17 protein-coding genes are annotated in these 17,012 nt (G+C 54.5%); 2 read left to right on the forward strand and 15 right to left on the reverse strand.

The features are described from left to right. Positions 1–243 precede the first annotated feature (243 nt). Entirely contained in the window at positions 244–447 is a 204-nt protein-coding gene (locus MKY74_RS24945) for a hypothetical protein (RefSeq protein WP_076171102.1), read from the forward strand. Between the two features lie 110 nt (positions 448–557). On the opposite strand, the gene MKY74_RS24950 is transcribed toward MKY74_RS24945, so the two are convergent. After that, positions 558–1,091: a hypothetical protein gene (locus tag MKY74_RS24950; RefSeq protein WP_076171100.1), complete on the reverse strand. Its 534-nt coding sequence runs from the start codon at positions 1,089–1,091 to the stop codon at positions 558–560. Between the two features lie 156 nt (positions 1,092–1,247). On the opposite strand from MKY74_RS24950, the gene MKY74_RS24955 reads away from it, so the two are divergent. Beyond that, entirely contained in the window at positions 1,248–1,856 is a 609-nt protein-coding gene (locus tag MKY74_RS24955) for a DUF1796 family putative cysteine peptidase (protein WP_076171098.1), read from the forward strand. A 17-nt stretch (positions 1,857–1,873) separates the two neighbouring features. Here the strand turns inward: MKY74_RS24955 and MKY74_RS24960 are convergent, their stop codons facing one another. From MKY74_RS24960 to MKY74_RS25025, 14 genes are all read right to left on the reverse strand, one after another. Then, on the reverse strand, positions 1,874–2,389 hold the full coding sequence (locus MKY74_RS24960; RefSeq protein WP_076171095.1) for a DinB family protein: 516 nt from the start codon (positions 2,387–2,389) through the stop codon (positions 1,874–1,876). 312 nt (positions 2,390–2,701) lie between these two features. Beyond that, positions 2,702–3,628: an N-acetylglucosamine kinase gene (locus tag MKY74_RS24965; protein ID WP_341013090.1), complete on the reverse strand. Its 927-nt coding sequence runs from the start codon at positions 3,626–3,628 to the stop codon at positions 2,702–2,704. Between the two features lie 16 nt (positions 3,629–3,644). Then, positions 3,645–4,784 carry an exo-beta-N-acetylmuramidase NamZ family protein gene (locus MKY74_RS24970; protein ID WP_076171089.1) on the reverse strand — a complete coding sequence of 380 codons (1,140 nt, stop codon included), beginning with the start codon at positions 4,782–4,784 and terminating at the stop codon, positions 3,645–3,647. Positions 4,785–4,883: 99 nt separating this feature from the next. Next, positions 4,884–5,588: a PIG-L deacetylase family protein gene (locus tag MKY74_RS24975; protein WP_076171086.1), complete on the reverse strand. Its 705-nt coding sequence runs from the start codon at positions 5,586–5,588 to the stop codon at positions 4,884–4,886. A 4-nt stretch (positions 5,589–5,592) separates the two neighbouring features. Continuing rightward, positions 5,593–6,561 carry a GNAT family N-acetyltransferase gene (locus MKY74_RS24980; RefSeq protein WP_076171084.1) on the reverse strand — a complete coding sequence of 323 codons (969 nt, stop codon included), beginning with the start codon at positions 6,559–6,561 and terminating at the stop codon, positions 5,593–5,595. Between the two features lie 21 nt (positions 6,562–6,582). Continuing rightward, positions 6,583–7,785 (reverse strand): anhydro-N-acetylmuramic acid kinase, encoded by a 1,203-nt coding sequence (locus tag MKY74_RS24985; RefSeq protein WP_076171081.1) that lies wholly within the window; start codon positions 7,783–7,785, stop codon positions 6,583–6,585. Between the two features lies 1 nt (position 7,786). After that, on the reverse strand, positions 7,787–8,647 hold the full coding sequence (locus MKY74_RS24990) for a carbohydrate ABC transporter permease (protein ID WP_076171078.1): 861 nt from the start codon (positions 8,645–8,647) through the stop codon (positions 7,787–7,789). Positions 8,648–8,779: 132 nt separating this feature from the next. Beyond that, the gene (locus MKY74_RS24995; protein WP_076171075.1) at positions 8,780–9,682 is read right to left on the reverse strand and encodes a carbohydrate ABC transporter permease; all 903 of its coding nucleotides are present in this window, start codon (positions 9,680–9,682) and stop codon (positions 8,780–8,782) included. Positions 9,683–9,772: 90 nt separating this feature from the next. Then, on the reverse strand, positions 9,773–11,194 hold the full coding sequence (locus MKY74_RS25000) for an ABC transporter substrate-binding protein (protein WP_076171073.1): 1,422 nt from the start codon (positions 11,192–11,194) through the stop codon (positions 9,773–9,775). Positions 11,195–11,228: 34 nt separating this feature from the next. Then, the gene (murQ, locus tag MKY74_RS25005) at positions 11,229–12,143 is read right to left on the reverse strand and encodes an N-acetylmuramic acid 6-phosphate etherase (RefSeq protein ID WP_076171070.1); all 915 of its coding nucleotides are present in this window, start codon (positions 12,141–12,143) and stop codon (positions 11,229–11,231) included. Between the two features lie 572 nt (positions 12,144–12,715). Continuing rightward, complete coding sequence (locus MKY74_RS25010) at positions 12,716–14,155, reverse strand: DUF4179 domain-containing protein (RefSeq protein ID WP_076171068.1); 1,440 nt, start codon at positions 14,153–14,155, stop codon at positions 12,716–12,718. Further along, positions 14,139–14,675 (reverse strand): sigma-70 family RNA polymerase sigma factor, encoded by a 537-nt coding sequence (locus tag MKY74_RS25015; RefSeq protein WP_076171065.1) that lies wholly within the window; start codon positions 14,673–14,675, stop codon positions 14,139–14,141. Before MKY74_RS25015 ends, MKY74_RS25010 begins: the two co-directional genes overlap by 17 nt. Positions 14,676–14,897: 222 nt before the next feature. After that, on the reverse strand, positions 14,898–16,067 hold the full coding sequence (locus tag MKY74_RS25020) for a sn-glycerol-1-phosphate dehydrogenase (RefSeq protein WP_076171062.1): 1,170 nt from the start codon (positions 16,065–16,067) through the stop codon (positions 14,898–14,900). Then, positions 16,064–16,870 (reverse strand): HAD-IIA family hydrolase, encoded by an 807-nt coding sequence (locus MKY74_RS25025; RefSeq protein WP_076171059.1) that lies wholly within the window; start codon positions 16,868–16,870, stop codon positions 16,064–16,066. The genes MKY74_RS25020 and MKY74_RS25025 overlap by 4 nt, the downstream gene beginning before the upstream one ends. Between the last annotated feature and the right edge of the window lie 142 nt (positions 16,871–17,012).

Consider the following 17,012-nt stretch of genomic DNA (forward strand, 5'->3'; position numbering starts at 1 on the left):
GAATGCCAGGTAATGACAATATTTTTACCGCCCTACCGGACAATTTCCGGCTTCTTTTGCAGCTGTCCGGAGCATTCTTCTTGTTATACGAATTACGGAAAGAAAAAGTTGAATTTTTTTGTCGATAACCCTTTACAGACTTTTACATTTTCTGATAATATTGTCGTAGACAAGCTAATCAGAGGTTTGCAGATTTGACTACACCGTTGTCTAATAAAATTACCTATGGGAGTGAATTAAAAGATGAAAAAAACGATTCTCTCGACAGTAATCTTGCTTGGACTTCTTAGCGGACTCTTAGCGGCGGTGGCTTCGGCGGATGCAATCAAGCCGTTCAATCACGGTGCAAACTACGGCACACAGGATGCAATCAAGCCGTTTAATCACGGCGCTAATTACGACACGAAGGACGCAATCAAGCCGTTCAATCACGGCGCTAACTACTAAGTTTTACTTTCATAATTGGTGGTCATACTTAGATAAAGGGAAACGGCTCATGAACGGATATTCCATCCGCCATGAGCCGTTTTTCTCTTGGTTCCCAATCCCCTGCAGCCTTACTTGAACCGCTTCGGACCGAGCTCGATCTGCCGGGTGATCTCCGCCGCGATTTTCGGTTCCGGAGCGAAGTCCCGCTCCCAATGGTCCGGCTTGATCACTTTGCCCACGTCGTTATAATGCGGCTTTCCGTCCGGAAAGAGCTTGCCCATGTTGGCGGTATGGACATGCTCAAAAATCCGGTCCGGCTCCACGCCCGCTTCGACGAATCCGCCGTTGGCAAAGTACAGAATGTCGGTGAACGCATCGATCTGGCCGATCAGCTTGTCCTCCGGATAGGCTTTTTGCTGCTGCTTGCGGTATGTATCCTGCGCCCGTTCCATCAGCTCGGCGAAAAATGCCTGGAACCTTTCGTCATTGCCGGCCGTGGCATGCAGCAGTTCAATCACTTCCTCCATAATAAAGGCGGCGCGGTTCATCGCCAGCTTGTCGTTCAAAGCCTGCGGCTCTTCCGGAGCGGGGCAGTCAAAGCCCACATGAAACTCGCGGACCTGCTGAAATTGGGTTTTTCCCAACGTTTTGGATTCCGTCATGTTAATTTCTCTGGCTCCTTTATCGGTGTAATCTCTAGTATTATAGCAAATTTATCGTCACAGCATTTTGGTAGAAAATAGATTCATGCCGTTTCCGATAAAGAGCGTCGCGAATATGATAGATTCAGTCCTGTACTCAGAAAGGGGGAATTGACCATGGTTAAGTCCTTCGATGCCATATTCAGTCTAGGCAGCAGCTGCCAGGTCGCCTCCCAGCTGCGGAGGAGCGGGCTGCGCACGGCTGCCGGTCCTTTCGACTGGTTCAACTTCGCCTCAACCCCGGGCTTCTGCCAGGTGCTTGAATCGCGATTTGAACGGTTTATGCTGCTGCCGAACCTGGAGGTCTACAGCCATTCGGTCAACTGCCACTATGTTCGGGATAAGGCCAGCAACTGCCTGTCCTTTCACGATTTTAAATACGATCCAAAGTTGCCCCCGCTCTTCGATTATCCAGAATTCCGCGACAGGCTGGAACGCCGGATCGAACGCTTCAACCGCTGCCTCTCATCCGTCCAAGACGTGCTGCTGATCCGGACGGTCAAGCATACCGAAGATGCCTTCCGCATATTCGAGACGATCGAGAACAGCTACTCCAATCCACATCTCCGATATTTATTTGTATTGCACAGCAGTGATCCGGATACAGCCGAGATCGATTCGGGACACCCGCGGATCCGCATCGTTCGGATGCCCGCCGGGTCGACCTGGGAAGGGGATGCCGAAGCTTGGAAAAAGGTGCTTGCTCCCTATTCGATCCGCAGTTGACCCGGTAATCATCCTTTTTAAATTTCCCCGGGATGCGCTGGCAGCCGCTCTTCCAGCTCCGCTTGCTGCCGCAAATGGTGGCGGAAGTGCATGCCGATCAGCCGGTACCATTCCTGGGCATTCAGCCAGCCGAAGCCGCCGTGCCGGACTTTGCCGCCCGGATGAATCTCTTCCAATTTCAGCTCCCACTCCCGCATTCTTGCCATCACCTTCGCCAGCCCCTCGTCCAGTTCTTCGCCGCTTAACGCGTTATTCGGACTGGCGGCCTGCGCTCCTTCCAGCTTGATCTTGACCGGCGGAAAGCCGCCGCGCCGGAACACGTCATCTCCAGCCGGTGTTCTGCCCAGCGGCTGTTCCTCCGTACTCTCTGCACAAATTTGGACAAAGTCGAGGTACTCCATGGCAACGGCGATCAGATGATCGTACATCTGGCCGATCGACCAGATCTCGGGTCCGGGAATGTACCGCAGCTGCCAGGCGGAATACTTTTGCAAATCAAGGCGGTATCCTTCAATCAACTCAAAGTCATCCATATGTAAATGCGCACCTCATTCCGATTTTCCTTTGCATTATACGCCCCTCGTGCCTACCTATTTCTTCCGTATTGCTGAAATATCCTGCTTTCTGCAGATCGTTCAGGTGTCCGTCGTGATGGTTCGGACAGACATGGAGCCCCGCCGGCATGACGATTCCTTTCCAAACGAAGGTATGAGAAACGCATCTTTATCTTAAGGGTTACAACGAAAAAACCTCCTTTATCATGCCGGCATATGCCGCAAGGAAAGGAGGTTTTGCTATTGGCGCCGGTTGGCGGTCGACTTCACGGTTCACCGTTGGTCATGCGGCTATTTTGCTCCCCGCAGACGATTCAGCGCCATCAGCACCGCGCCGTTGGCCGCGTCTTTTTTGGGCGTGATGCAGGTGATTTCCGGATAGCGTTCCTGCAGCCGCTCCAGAAAAGCGTCCCGGATATACACGTTGTTAAGCAGCACGCTTCCGGCCATGGCCAGCGCCCCTGTCTGCAGCGCCAGCTTCTCGGCAACGGGCGCTACCAGTTCGGCGAGCGAAGCCGCGCTGCGCTGCGCAATGCCCAGAGCAGCAGAGTCGCCGAGCTCGCATGCCCGGGTCAGCAGCGGCGCCAACGCGGCGATGTCCTTTTTGCTCCGGGCTGGATCGTACACGTAGCCGATGATGTCCCGTACCGATTTCAGGCCCAGCTTGCCGTAGACCAGGTCCGTAATGACCGTTTCCGGCAGCCGGCCGTCATGGGCCCGGACCAGAACCGACAGCAGATCCCGGCCGATCGCATACCCGCTTCCTTCATCATCGATCAGGTGACCGCATCCGCCGGTGCGATGGGTCTCGCCGCGTTCGTTGCGGCCGAAACAGATCGACCCCGTGCCCGCGATCAGGATCATGCCGTACTCGCTTTCATGCGCGCCGCTCAATGCCGTTTCCTGATCGCCGGTGATCAGGAGGCCGCCCGCATAGCCGCTTTCCCTGACCTTGGCGGTCAGGCGGGCGCTCACGGCGGGATTGCTAACCCCTGCGGCACCGATGCACAGATAGGCGCAGCGGTCCAGCCCGCCGGCGGCCTCGCCGATCCGCCCAAGCATGTCGCGCAGGCTGGCTTCGATGCTGGCCTCGTCCTGTCCGTTGTAATTGATGCCGCCGGATTCGAAGGCGGCGATTACTTCGCCGCTCTCATCGGCGACGGCGACCGCCGTTTTCGTTCCGCCGCCATCCAGCCCGGCTACGTACCGCATCGTCATCCCTTCCTTCGTCTGTCTAATAGATATGATACTGCTGCTTCATGTCGGCAAACGAGCGGGCTTCCTCACGGAACTGTTCCAGCAAGGCCGGCAGATCCAGCGGCTCGCTCCGGTACAGATCATCCCCGCCCAAAAGGTCGATAAACGGCAGCTTGTTGCCCTTGTGCGGCGGCAAAAATTCGAATGCTTCATAGTTCCGCTTCAGCGTATACATCAGCCGGATTCCCGTCTCAAGCGGCTGAAGCGCCCGCTGGTCGGTAATATGCAGCTGCACGCCGCCGCACTGCTCGCCCTCATGCTTGGAGAACGTCGGCTTGAAATAAACCGGCCGGAAAATAACGCCGGGCAGCTTCATGCCGTTCATCTCGTCCGCCAGCTTCTCTGCCTCAACAAACGGTGCGCCAACGATTTCAAAAGGCGCCGTCGTCCCCCGTCCTTCGGACAGGTTCGTACCCTCGAACAAACAGGTTCCCGGGTAGAGGAGCGCGCTGTCAAAGCGCGGCAGCCCGAGCGACGGCATGACCCAGAGGTTTCCCGTCTCGGAAAACAGCATGTTCCGGTCCCAGCCGCCGCATGGAACGACATGCAGTTGAGCGTTCCAGCCCATTTGCTCGTTCGCCATCGACGCCACCTCGCCGGCTGTCAAGCCATAGCGGACGGCGAGCGGGTAATTGCCGACGAACGATTCAAAGCCGGGCTTCAGGACGTTGCCTTCCACCGTCACCCCGTCCAGCGGGTTGATCCGGTCGAGGACGATGAACTCTTTTCCCGCATTGGCGCAATCCTCCAGGGCGTACAGCATCGTATAAATGAACGTATAGTAGCGCACGCCCACATCCTGGATATCGTAAACGACGGCGTCCACTTCATCCAGCATTTCCGCGCTCAGCCGCTTGGAGTCCTTGCGGTACAGACTGTACACCGGCACGCCGGTAATCGGGTCCCGGTAGGTTTCAACCTGCGCCCCTGCTGCCTGATCCCCCCGAACCCCGTGTTCCGGCGAAAACAGCGCCGTCAGCTGGAACCGCTCATGCAGGATTTGAATGGTGGATTCAAATTTACGGTTTAAGCCCGTCGGTGACGTAATCAGCCCGAGCCGCTTCCCTTGGAGCAGATGGGCATAATCTTGGATCCGGTCAATTCCGTTAGCGATCATTGCGACCTCCTGGTAAGAAATTAGTGTACGCCCCTAAAAAAATGACTGTAACCGAGGTATCGTCACAGTCACAAGCGGGCATGAAATGCCTGACTCCGCTTACAGTTCGCTTTGGCGCAGGCGCATCGTTTCCGCCGGAATCATAAACGTTTCCGCGTACTCCTTACGCGCCTCGATTCCGCGCACGCGTGCCAGATGCTTATAGTACTCGAGATATGGGAAGGACTTGCTGTTCGTGACGAACCAATGCTGCGATACCGCTTTCACCCACAGGTCAAAAGCCTCCTGTGAAAAGTCCACGTACACGTACGGCTTGTAATCCACTGCATCCTCCCAGTTTTCCGCATAGTAGAGCTTGGAAGCGAAAAACGCGGGCAGTTCCCGCTCAAAGGACGCCAGGCCGGCAAAAAAGCGCGCATCGTTCACGATGTTATGCGTCGTCGCGTGGTCCTTGTGCATGCTGTTCTTCCAGTGGGTAATGATGATGTTCGGCTTCACGCGCCGGATTTCGTCGCATACTCTCAGACGCATGTCCTCGGTATCCTTCAGCTCGCCGTCGGGAATGTCGAACACGATGGACTCGCCCCCCAGCATGTCGGCAAACACCTTGGCCTCGTTCACCTTTTGCTGGCGGTACTCCGCCATATCCTGACCCGCAGGCACGCCGCGTTCTCCTGCCGTCAGTGCCAGCGTGACGATGCGGTCGCCCTTCAAGGAATGGCTGGCAAGCACACCGCCCGCCGTCAGTTCCGCATCCCCAACATGGCCGCCAATCGCCATAATCGTCAATTTCTGTTCGCTCATCGCTTTAAAACTCCCTTCTCATGATCGAAAATGTCCGGACCGTCTTAAACCCTGCCTTCTCGTAAATCCGGATGGCCGGATTGGTGCTGCCGGTATACAGGGACATATAATCCGTCCCGATCTGCTGAAATGCTTCGCACAGCTTAAAAAAAAGGATGCTGCCGAGTCCGTGTCCCTCATGCTCGGGATGAACGCCGATGCCGGCAAAATAGCCGCGCCCGCTCTCCTGGCGGATAACCGGACCGGCAAATCCGACCACCTTACCGTGGTTCGCCGCCACGACGACAGGCACCCCGTCCTCGGTCGATTGGGCGATTTCCTTCTGCCACAGCGGATTATCAAAGCCCTGCAGCATGTCCTTAACGCCGTGATGCTTGCCTTGGTCAAACAGCTCCACCGTGTATCCCTCGGCATGGGCCTTCTCTTCTTTCCCGCGAACCTCTTGCGGGATCGAGAACGAAGACAGGTTAAGGTACATCGCGCATTCCTGCGCCCTCTCGACGTATCCCTGGCCCAGCAAAAACGAATGGAGCCTGCTGCCTGTCGGCACACCGGGCGCATTGTTATGCTCGTGGCGCGGCGTATCCGGTATGTACCAGGGCAGCATCATCGGATTGAAAAACAGCACGTCGGCCTGCTTTTTGCCCAGCGACTGAAAGCGCCCTTCCAGATGCTCCAGCATCATCTTGTAGTTGTCATCCGTGCAGGCTTCGTCGGCAAGCACGATGCAGGTGATGTACCCCGCATGATCTCCAAGCGGCAGATCACCGCCGGTGCAGCCGCAGGCAAAGCCCTTCACTTCACCTTCTTCCACGAGAACAAACGTGTTCTCTGGATCGAAATAGCGATTATCCGTAAATATACCGCTGAAGCTTGCCTCCGTCATCTCCTTGTAGCCGTCCCGCACAGCTACCGTGTTCCACAAGTCAATGACAGCACCGGTGTATTGGTCACTCCAAGTGGTTACAACCATCTGGTGAGTTCCTCCATCCCTTTAATAGCTGATTTTGCCCATGACGACAGGTCTGGAAGCGCCGGTCACATGCGGAAGGTTATTCGGCCGGTTGGTGATCGCATAATCCGCCAGAACGGCAAACGCTACGGCTTCCTTCGCATCGCTGTTATGGCCGATGGCCTCCTGTGTCAGCACTTGAACGCCTTCCTTCGCCATCTCCTTGCGGATCCATTCCATGAGCACCGGATTGTAGCTGCCTCCGCCGCCAACGATCATCGCATCGGCCGGATGGCCTGCCATCACATATCTGCGATAGGCGTCGCCGATCGACCAGGCGGTCAGCATCGTCACTGTGGCGACAATGTCTTCCGCCTGCATGCCTAGCGCTTCGGCATCATGCAGAAGCTTATCTATATAAGAGGAACCGAACAGCTCGCGGCCCGTCGATTTCGGCAGCGGCTGCGAATAGTAAGCCTCCTGCTGCAGCCGGCCCAGCAGACGCGGATCGGCGGTGCCCGACCGTGCGATCGCTCCTCCAATATCCATCGTTAATTGTCCCGGATACAGCCGTTCCACGACCCCGTCGATGATCATGTTTCCCGGGCCTGTGTCGAAAGCATATACCTCACCGGGGCTGCATCCGGCCGGAATCACCGTCATGTTCCCGATGCCGCCGATGTTCTGCAGCAGCAGTGTCCGGTGTTCCTCCCGGTACAGCAAATATTCGGTAAAGGGAACCAGCGGCGCTCCCTGACCGCCGACAGCCATGTCCGCCGGCCGGAAGTCCGACACGCAAGGAATCCCTGTTCTTGCCGCGATGACCGCACCTTCTCCGATCTGCACGGTGTAATGCACGTTACGGCCATGGTACGGCTCCATGCTTGGAGCGTGGTAGATCGTCTGACCGTGTGAACCGATCACTGAAACGTCCTCGGCGGACAGCCCCGCCTTTCCAATCACGGACAAAGCCGCCTCGGCATACAGTTCTCCCAAAAGCACATTCATTTTTCCAACTCGGTCAACGGTTGCGTTGCATGGATCGAATAAAGCAAAAATGTCTTCCCTGACACCCGCCGGGTAAGGCGAATTTTCAAAAGCGACCAGACGCACGCCTGGAGGCTCCTCCCGATTGCCGTTGATTTCCACGACTGCCGCATCGATGCCGTCCACCGACGTCCCGGACATCAGACCAACGGCATACCGGGGACATCGAAGCTCCGCTTTTTCTCCCTTTGTCCCCATATCAGCCCTTCACGGCTCCCACCGTGACTCCTTCCAGGAAGTACTTTTGCAGGCTGAAGAAGAGGATGAACATCGGCAGCGCGGAAATGGTGGCACCCGCCATCATCGGCGCAAAATAGGTCGTATTCGCAAACCGGAAGTTTTTCAGACCGACCTGAATCGTCTGCATATCCATCGTGTTTGTCACGAGGAACGGCCAGAAGAACGTGTTCCAGCTGTCCATAAAGGTCAGGATGGCCATAACCGCCAGCACCGTTTTGGACAATGGCAGAATGATCCGGAAATAAATCTGGAACTGGTTGCAGCCTTCGATTTTGGCACATTCAAGGATTTCCCCCGGAATGCTGCCCATGAACTGTTTGGCCAAGAAAATGTTGTAGACCGTGACCAGGCCCGGCAAAATCAAGGCGCTGTACGTGTTTTGAATATTGAAAATGTTGACGATCAAAATGTAGAGCGGAACCTGAGTCACCTGATAAGGGATCATCATGGCGATCAGCAGGATCGTAAACAGAACCGTTCTCCCCTTAAACTTGATTTTGGAAAACGCGTAACCCGCCAGGCTGGCGAAAAACACATTCGATACCATAACCGTCGTCGCCACGATCAGCGAGTTCAGCAGCCAGCGGTACGAATATTCGCTGTAATCAAAAAAGAATTTATAGGAGTCCAGCGTGAATTTGGTCGGAAACAGGGAATAGTTCGCCGCCCCCGCTTCGATCGGATCGCCAAAGGACGACATGATCATGAAATAAATGGGGAAAATCGTTGCTAATGCAAATAGGATCAAAATGATAATGATCACACCGTTTCTGGCGCGCTTTGCCGCCGGCTTTCCGGTATGTTCGCTGTAAAGTGCCATGTTCGGATCTTCCTCCTTACTTAAGAGATCAGAAAGTATAACTTCTTTCGCTTAAGCATCCTGATCTCGCAAGAAAAACTTCCGCGAAGCGCGGTCTGTCTTCTGTGAAATGACGTCTTAGCGACGTATTTCTTAATATTCCACGTCTTTGCCCATAAACTTGAACTGCACCAGCGAGATCAGGGCGATAATCGCCGCGAGCACGAGGGACTGGGCTGCCGCTTTGCCGAATTCGAAGTACTTGAAGGCGTTGTTAAAGATCAGGAGACCTACCATCGTCGTCGAGTTGTCCGGGCCGCCGCCTGTCATGAGGTACGCATTCTGGAACACCTGGAAGGAACCGATAACCCCGGTAACCAGCAGGAACAGTGTCGTCGGCTTCAGGCTCGGAATGACGATGTACCACAGCTTCTGAAAAAAGTTGGCGCCATCCAAATCGGCGGCTTCATAATAGCTGGAATCGATGCCGAGCAGCGCGGCCAAGTAAATGATAATGCTGGTGCCGTGGCTGGACAGCCAGGCCATCAGGACCAGCGAGAACATCGACGTGGCGCTGGAGCCAAGCCAGTTCTGGTTGCTGATGCCGAACAAGCTGATCAGCTTGTTGAAAATGCCTTCCGGCATCGGATCGAAGATCCACAGCCATACCACCGACAGCGCAACACCTGAAGCGACTGCAGGCAGGTAATAGACCGCCTTGAACGTCGTCTGCAGCTTTTTCTTCAGCGGCAGGATCAGAATCGCAATGGCGAAGGAGATAATTAACGATACGGGGACGGTTAGAATCGTGTACACGACCGTGTTGACCACTGATTTCCAAAACAAGGAATCCTTGAATGTGGCGATGTAGTTATCGAACCCCACATACTCCGAGCCGATCGGCTTGTATTTCTGGAAGCTGATAATAAACGCGCTCACGACCGGATAAGCGGTAAACATGGCGAAGACCACCAAAGCAACGGCGATAAAAGCATACGCCCAGGCTCCGTCTCCCCTAATTCTGCGTCTTTTGGCCGGTTTAGCTAGTTGAGCCATCTTTTGCGAAACTCCTTTCCTATCCCTTCTTACAGCCTATATATCGGATAGCCGCGTGACCCGCACACGGCTATCCGCTTAATTCAGGGATTAGTCTTTCACTACTCCGTCTTCACCGAACGCGGAAACTGCGGCGGATTTGACGGCATCGTACATCTCTTCCGGCTTGATCTCGCCGGCAATGAGTGCCTGCAGCTTCGGAACGATCACTTCGTCCTCCAGCTTGATGGCTTTGGCTTCCAGCTCAGCCGGGATGTCCGGGCGGGCCGGTGCCGCGTTCTTCAGCATCGTTTCAACGGCTGCCTTGTTGTCCGCGTCGCGTTCAACCGGCATGCTTTCCGCCGCTTTTCTGCCGCTTTCCGTAATTTGAGCGACGAACAGATCGTTGTTCGTGGTTGCGGCTACTTTGCCGCTGGCCAGGAAGTACAGCGCCTTCACGACGTTTTGCTTATGGGCTTCGCTTGGTTCCTTTTTGCCGCGGAATGCGACGTAACCGTCGACCGCTACGCTGGAAACGGCTTTTTCACCAAGGAAGGATGGAACCGGGAGAACCGTGTAAGTCACAGGAATGCTGCCTTTGACCGCGCTGCCGTCGTTGGCTTTGATTTTCTCATTGTTCGTATTTGCGGATTTTTCGAAGGTCGCCATCCCTTTACCGGTAATCATCGTTTGGCCGGTCAGGAACATGTTCCAACGTTTACCCGCGTCAATGGAGCTCAATTCCTTCGGCATGGAGCCGTCGTCGATCAATGCGCGGATATCCTTAAGTACTTCAAGATAGTTTTTGCTGGTGTACGCGTATTTCAAATCTTGCGTAAATGCGGAAGGCATGCCTGCATTTTTGATCAGAATGCCTAAGTAGTCTTTCGAAGTGACGCCGGCGGTAGCAAATACGAAGCCGTAACGGGACGTTTTGCCGCCTTCGGAAACGACGCCTTTCTTGATGGCTTCACGGAACTCATCGAAGGTCCATCCTTGCTGCTGTACCTTTTTCCAGTCGATGCCCGCCTTCTCGAGGAACTCGCGGTTGCCGCCCAGCGCGTGGACTTCCATATAAGCCGGGAAGCCGTACAGGCCGTCGCCCTTCTTCATGTATTCCAGCGGTCCTTTGTCGTAATCGTTGATCATTTCCGGTGTGGCGATGTCCTTGATGTCAAGCGCCATGCCTTGGTCAACGTATTTGGAGATGCCGTCGGAACCGATAAACGCAATGTCCGGAGGGCTGCCGGCGTTCACCTGGGTATCAAGCTTCTGCGTCATGTCCTCCCAGCTGGCCGGTTCGATTTTCAGCGTCAGGTTCGGATATTTCTCCGTAAATTCCTTTTGAATGTCCGCAAAGGTGTCCTGGAAATTGCCAGATACCGGCGGCAGCAGCGCCGTAATGGTATCTTTCGCGTTCGGATCGGACGCTTCGGCCGATTTGGAATCGCCTTTGCCGCCGCAGGCCGTCAGTGTGGTCAGCGCCATGCTTACGGCAAATACGGATGCTAATACACGCATTCTTTTCTTCATGAACAACATGCCTCCTCAAGGATATCCTCTGGTATTAGACCACTTTCGAAAAATTGCGGATCGCCCTCTTCAGGCTCCCCTCGGCTTGATCCAGCGCTTGTTCCGCCGCCTTGGCGTCCAAGCCGGTTTTGATCATCATAATGGCCAGCTTGCAATTCATGGAAGCGCTTTCCAAATAGGAAAGTGCCGTCTTGTCATCGACCCCGGTTGCTGTCTTTATGATACGCACCGATCGGTCCCGCAGCTTGATATTGCTTGCTTTCAAGTCCACCATGAGATTGTTGTAGGTCTTGCCCAGCTTCACCATCGTACAGGTGGTCAGCATGTTCAGGACCATTTTCTGTGCAGTCCCCGCTTTTAATCTGGTTGATCCCATGATCACTTCCGGCCCTACGACAGGTGCTATGCATACGTCGCAGACGTGCTCCACTTTGGAATTTTTGTTATTGACGACGCCGATCGTAGCGGCTCCGATTTCCCCTGCCTTCTTCAAGGCAGCGATGACGAATGTCGCGCTTCCGCTGGCGCTGATGCCGATAACCGCATCCTTGTCTGTCACGCCGCACCTTTCAATTAAAGCGACCCCCTCCTCAGCATTGTCTTCATAACCCTCAACAGCAGTTCTCAGTGCTCCGTCTCCTCCGGCAATATGTCCTTGTACCAGCAAGGGATCCACGCCGAACGTGGGAGGACATTCAGAAGCGTCCAGCACACCGAGCCTGCCGGAAGATCCAGCCCCAACGTAAAACATTCTTCCACCATTCTTCAGCACATGATGGAGTGTGTCCACCGCCCTCACAATTTGCGGTATCTCTGCAGCGACTGCAGCCGGAACCTTGGAATCCTGTTCATTCATCAGGCGAACCATCTCTTCGGTTGAACATTCATCTATACTCAATGTTTTATCGTTGATCCCTTCTGTCGTTAACCCCGCCAGATACTCATCCATAGCCATCCCCCTATCCGTGTTGACTTCTATTTCTTGATTTCATAATAACGATAAATTTCATTCCGGTCAACGGTTTTTGAAATAATATTTTATTTCGGAAGTAATAATATTCTTTTATGGTAATTGTAAAAAAGTGCAGGCTGCTCCTGTTTGGGGGCTGCTCCTGTTTGGGGGCTGCTCCTGTTTGGCCGGTCTCGCTTTCTTGTTTTGTGTTTCGCACAAAGCCAAAGGCGCTCGACCCTCCAAACACTCGCTGCTGTAGGGGGCAATACTGCTGTACAATCGCTTTGCTCTGTACAGAAAAAACATAAGGCAGTGAGTATTAACTCACTGCCTACTCACTGCCTGGCAACACTACACTGCCTTAGGTTCAGGGGCTAAACCCTACCTCGTCCTTTCCTCAAACCGAGTGAATACAACAAATCCGCTCCTAGGTCCGTGAAATAATATTTCACTATAGAAAAGGCTCTTTTCTCTATTAGAAAGGAGCCCTTCGCATCTTAGATTAAAGAAGATTACACGCCTAGCGAATACACTTTGAGGCGAGGAATGAAATATACAGAAACATACAGTCACCGTATACGCTGTTCTTCGGCTTCCTTCATTTGAACAACGTTACCCTCATATTTTCGAATGACGAAGCGGTAAGGTCCGGGATACTGCCTGTAGTTCGGAATCGAGAGGTAGGTGCCTTTTCCCGCCTGATATTCCTGAACCAAGGGATGACTTTGTCCCGCCGCATCCGTAAAAGTATCCTTCAGTTCGAAGTATCCGTCTTCAATCGGTTGTTTCGATCCGTACAGCAGGCGCAGTTCCAAGGATTGCTCAGAGCTTTTCTCCGCCACTTGCTTGATCAAAATCTTGGCATCCGGGGAGTCGCTTATTGTCCCCTTGTCCGGATCGACGGTAATCTCCACCTCATGGTTGGGTTGAAAGCTCGCATAATAAAAGTTCAGCCATAATTCTCGATGCTCTGAGTAGTAGTTGCTCGTCAGGTAAATCGTTCCTCCATTAGGTGTCAGCTGCGTACGATCGTACCTGAGCATGGTATGGAAATCCAAGCGCTGCTTTGAGCTGATTTGTTTGGAGACGAGCTCCAGCGTGGCCTCGATCTTGTCCATCGGTGTACCGGTATCGCTCTTGTAATTGAATACGAGGTCCGTGCGCAAGGGACTCTGCACCATTTTAGTAAAGGTGACCTGCTGTTCGCCCTGATTGATTTCGACATGGATCGGCCGCTCCTCCAAATCCGCTGCATGCAAACTCTGTTGAAGGGTAACTGGGGCCACAAGCGTTTCGGTTCTTGTCTGTTCCTTGCTTCCCTCAGGTTTCAGCTGTGACCACGTCGTTTCAATCTGGAAACTCACCGGCAGCTGTCCGGGCGTATCGAAATCAAAAACCATCACGCCCTGAGTCAGAGGCTGATCCTTCGGCAGCTTGGCATAGGTACCCCAAGTGAAGGTTCCTTGCAATGCTCTTCCCTGCCCGTCGAGAAGCTTCGGAGGATGGTTATAGCTCAGGCGTAAAGGGAGGTTCCCGTTCCCGTTCTCTGCGGTGTAGAACATAATGATTCTGCGGCTGTCTGCTGCGATCCCTTCGATTTTGAGCGTATATCCTCCTGCGTTTACGGATTGGTTCATCTCATGATAGAGCCCGTGTTCGGCGGCTTGCTTGACCATCTGCAGAAAATTATCGGGTTCCTGAAAAATGCGTTCTGTATAGGAGGGAAGCTGATCTTGACTCCATTCCTGTTCCTTGGCAGGCGTCAGATGCAGCATACGGCTGCCCGCAGCGCTTGCCCCGCCTGCCACAACAACCGCCAAGATCGCAGCGGTGATCCGTAACCTTTTTGCGGTCCGGTGCTTGGACAAGCGGCGCGCCCGTTCGGTGGAGGCTTTTCGGACGCCTTGCCAAAGTACCTCGTCCAGCCTTTGATCCGATACTTTTCCTGTTTCCCGCCGCATTTCCTGCCACTCTTGCTCCAGCATCCATTCCTCATGATTGTTGGTCATACCGAAGTTCACCTCCGTAATTTATTTTGCCGCGAAGCTGTTTCAAACCTTGATGCAGCCACGTCTTGACCGTTCCTTCGGCCTTCCCAAGGGCCTTGGCAATCTCCGGTATAGTCATATCATTGTAGTATCTAAGGATAATCACGTGCCGGTACTTCGGCTTGAGACGATTCAGCGCATTCTCCATATCGAGCTTTGCCACGCTTACCATCTCAGGGCTGTTTCGATACGCTTGCTCCATCACGATCGGCGGCCTGCGTTTTCGCCGCCTGATTTCTTCGATGCAGCAGCGGATCAAGATGCGGATAAGCCAGGGCAGCATGGCTGCCGGGTCTTTCAGCGTATGGCACTTCAACCACCCTTTATAAGCTCCTTCCTGAAGCATATCTAGCGCATCGGATTCGTTGTGCATGTAGCTGTATGCAATGCCGTAGAGCTTGCGCTTATGAATGGATAAGAAGCTGAAGAAAGCTTCTTCGTCTCCTGCGCAAGCCGCTGCGGCCAGCTCTTGTTCTGTCATGACGCCCTCCCTGGAATCATTTTTGTTGTCTGACTTATAGACGGGAGGTTGTCCTCCAAACGTTTTATTTTTTTCGGTCCAGAGCAAAAACAAATGAACAAACAGACCATGGTCAATGAAATCGCAAAAAAGCCGCCATACCGGCGGCCCTCATTTAAGTATAGTCAATTATTCACGCGTTTTTTTCACCCGACCGTGATCACTGCTACGTTTCCCAACAAATCACTTTCGCCGCTGATCATTCACCGCCCGCAGCAGGGTATGGCGGTTCGGACGGATCTGGTCGGCCTCCGCGAGGCTTCGCTTCAGCAGCTCCGGATCGATGTCCAGCTCCTGAATGGAAGCGGGACCTCCCACCTTGCGCAGCCAGGCCCTCAGCGTCTCAGGTGACGGCACCTTGGCCAGTTCCGCGCGGACGCGCTCCAACTGCTCCTCAGCTACCGGGAGGGAATTTTCCGCGTCCAGCCGGTGGTACAACTGCGAAATTTCCGCACAGGCGACGCCGACCTTGGCCCCATGCAGTACCGCCCTTCTGCCTTCACGTAAAAACGCCATTTCCCAATAATGGGATAAATGGTGTTCCGCTCCGGAAGCCGGGTGCGACTGGCCGAACAGCAGCATGGCAAAACCGGACTCGATCAGCGCCTGCGTCAGCACCCGGATTCCTTCCGGCGTGCGGTCCGCGATCGCATCGATGTGATCCACACACTGCTGCAGCGCTTTGGTCGTCATCTCCGCCACAATTTCGGAATAAGGCTCATCGGCCGTCAGACTCCCGAATTTCCAATCGAACAGCGACGTGCATTTGCCCAGCATGTCCCCGAAGCCGGCGGCGACCATCGTCCGCGGCGCAGCCGTCAAAATATCCAGATCGGCGAAAATCGCCGCCGGGCCGATCGATTGAATCGTAATTTTCTCGCCGCGGATAATGAGCGGCGCTCCCTTGGAATTAAATCCGTCCACCGACGGGGCGGTCGGCACGGATACAAACGGGATACTTGCCGAGTATGCGGCAAATCTGGATACGTCGTGCAGCGTTCCTGATCCGAGCGCAACCACCGCATCCGCCTTAGTGGATTTCACGTCAAGCAGCAGCTGCACAATTGACCGCTCGTCGGCGATGACATCGCCCTGCTCATCAGGGGAAATGAACGTAACGCTTGCGTTAACCCCTGCTTCCGTAACGGATTCCATCAGCTGTTCGCCGGCGGCTGCAAAGGTATTCTTGTCAGCCGTGACGATTACGCGGTGGTAATCCTGATCTTTTAAAAAAGCGCCCGCCTTCCGGATCGCACCGCTTTCCAGCACGACCGGACAAATGTCGGCGAGTCGCTCATCCGCGTCATCCATACGTCCCGCCGCTTCCCTGATATCCTTCAACCAATCCGTCATTTGATTCCTTCCTTTCCCTTCAAGAGATGCTGAAGCTCGGCCAGCGACTCCCAGACCATGTCCGGGCCTTCTGCGGCCGTCTCCGCATCCAGCCTTGTTGCCGATCCGCTCAGCACCAGCGCGGTGCGGATGCCTGCACGGCGGCCGAGCTGGATGTCCGAGCCCAGGCTGTCCCCGATCACCAAGCACTGCTGCGGCGGCAGTCCCAGCACCTGTAAAGCCGCTTCGGCCATCAAGGCCGACGGCTTGCCGATGACCACTTCGACCTCTTGACCCGCCGTGGCTACGATGGCGGCGATCATGCCGCCGACGTCGATGCACTCCCCGTCATCCCCTGGGAACGATTTATCGTCATTGGTCGCGATGATGCGGGCGCCGTTCCGCACGGCCCGGAACGCCTGATTCAGCTCCGCATAAGTCAGCTCCTCGTGCAGCGTGATGACGAGCCACTCGGCATTCTCGGGTTTCTCAGCCAGCCCGATGCCGGCCAGTACCAGTTCATCCCGCAGTCCGTCCGGCCCCAGCACCCAAGCCTGGCTTCCAGGGTGGTGCTGCTGAAGGTACCGGGCTGTTACCGTGGAAGTAAGCAGGATCTCTTCCGCAGGCACGTCGATCCCCATGGAAAGCAGCTTCTGATGGCACATCGCCCGTGAAATGTTCCCCCGGTTGCTGAGGAAAACCATCCGTTTGCCCTGCGATCGGAGCAGCGCAATGCTCTCCTTGGCCCCCGGAATGGCTTGCGCCCCCCGGTATACCGTCCCGTCCAAATCAATAATAAAACCGTCCACCGTCTCCAAACTCATTTTTAGATCCTCCCGCCGTGTTCTTATATGTTCATTCTCCCTGTGATTGTCAGCGTTTGTCAACGATTGTTTGCTTTTATGAACGTTTTTAAATGGCAATAAATGACGATATAAATTCAGTCAGACACGATCACGGACCGCC

Source organism: Paenibacillus sp. FSL R5-0378 (assembly GCF_038009285.1).
GTDB classification, from domain to species: Bacteria; Bacillota; Bacilli; order Paenibacillales; family Paenibacillaceae; genus Paenibacillus_AQ; species Paenibacillus_AQ favisporus.

Excerpts from the sequence above, each read along its gene's own strand:
- MKY74_RS25020 (WP_076171062.1), bottom strand. The coding sequence starts at position 16,067 with ATGACGGATTGGTTGAAGGATATCAGGGAAGCGGCGGGACGTATGGAT.
- MKY74_RS24965 (WP_341013090.1), bottom strand. The coding sequence starts at position 3,628 with ATGACGATGCGGTACGTAGCCGGGCTGGATGGCGGCGGAACGAAAACG.
- MKY74_RS24990 (WP_076171078.1), bottom strand. The coding sequence starts at position 8,647 with ATGGCACTTTACAGCGAACATACCGGAAAGCCGGCGGCAAAGCGCGCC.
- MKY74_RS24995 (WP_076171075.1), bottom strand. The coding sequence starts at position 9,682 with ATGGCTCAACTAGCTAAACCGGCCAAAAGACGCAGAATTAGGGGAGAC.
- MKY74_RS24945 (WP_076171102.1), top strand. The coding sequence starts at position 244 with ATGAAAAAAACGATTCTCTCGACAGTAATCTTGCTTGGACTTCTTAGC.
- MKY74_RS24975 (WP_076171086.1), bottom strand. The coding sequence starts at position 5,588 with ATGAGCGAACAGAAATTGACGATTATGGCGATTGGCGGCCATGTTGGG.
- MKY74_RS24950 (WP_076171100.1), bottom strand. The coding sequence starts at position 1,091 with ATGACGGAATCCAAAACGTTGGGAAAAACCCAATTTCAGCAGGTCCGC.
- MKY74_RS25025 (WP_076171059.1), bottom strand. The coding sequence starts at position 16,870 with ATGAGTTTGGAGACGGTGGACGGTTTTATTATTGATTTGGACGGGACG.
- murQ (WP_076171070.1), bottom strand. The coding sequence starts at position 12,143 with ATGGATGAGTATCTGGCGGGGTTAACGACAGAAGGGATCAACGATAAA.
- MKY74_RS25010 (WP_076171068.1), bottom strand. The coding sequence starts at position 14,155 with ATGACCAACAATCATGAGGAATGGATGCTGGAGCAAGAGTGGCAGGAA.
- MKY74_RS25015 (WP_076171065.1), bottom strand. The coding sequence starts at position 14,675 with ATGACAGAACAAGAGCTGGCCGCAGCGGCTTGCGCAGGAGACGAAGAA.
- MKY74_RS24985 (WP_076171081.1), bottom strand. The coding sequence starts at position 7,785 with ATGGGGACAAAGGGAGAAAAAGCGGAGCTTCGATGTCCCCGGTATGCC.
- MKY74_RS24970 (WP_076171089.1), bottom strand. The coding sequence starts at position 4,784 with ATGATCGCTAACGGAATTGACCGGATCCAAGATTATGCCCATCTGCTC.
- MKY74_RS24980 (WP_076171084.1), bottom strand. The coding sequence starts at position 6,561 with ATGGTTGTAACCACTTGGAGTGACCAATACACCGGTGCTGTCATTGAC.
- MKY74_RS24955 (WP_076171098.1), top strand. The coding sequence starts at position 1,248 with ATGGTTAAGTCCTTCGATGCCATATTCAGTCTAGGCAGCAGCTGCCAG.
- MKY74_RS24960 (WP_076171095.1), bottom strand. The coding sequence starts at position 2,389 with ATGGATGACTTTGAGTTGATTGAAGGATACCGCCTTGATTTGCAAAAG.
- MKY74_RS25000 (WP_076171073.1), bottom strand. The coding sequence starts at position 11,194 with ATGAAGAAAAGAATGCGTGTATTAGCATCCGTATTTGCCGTAAGCATG.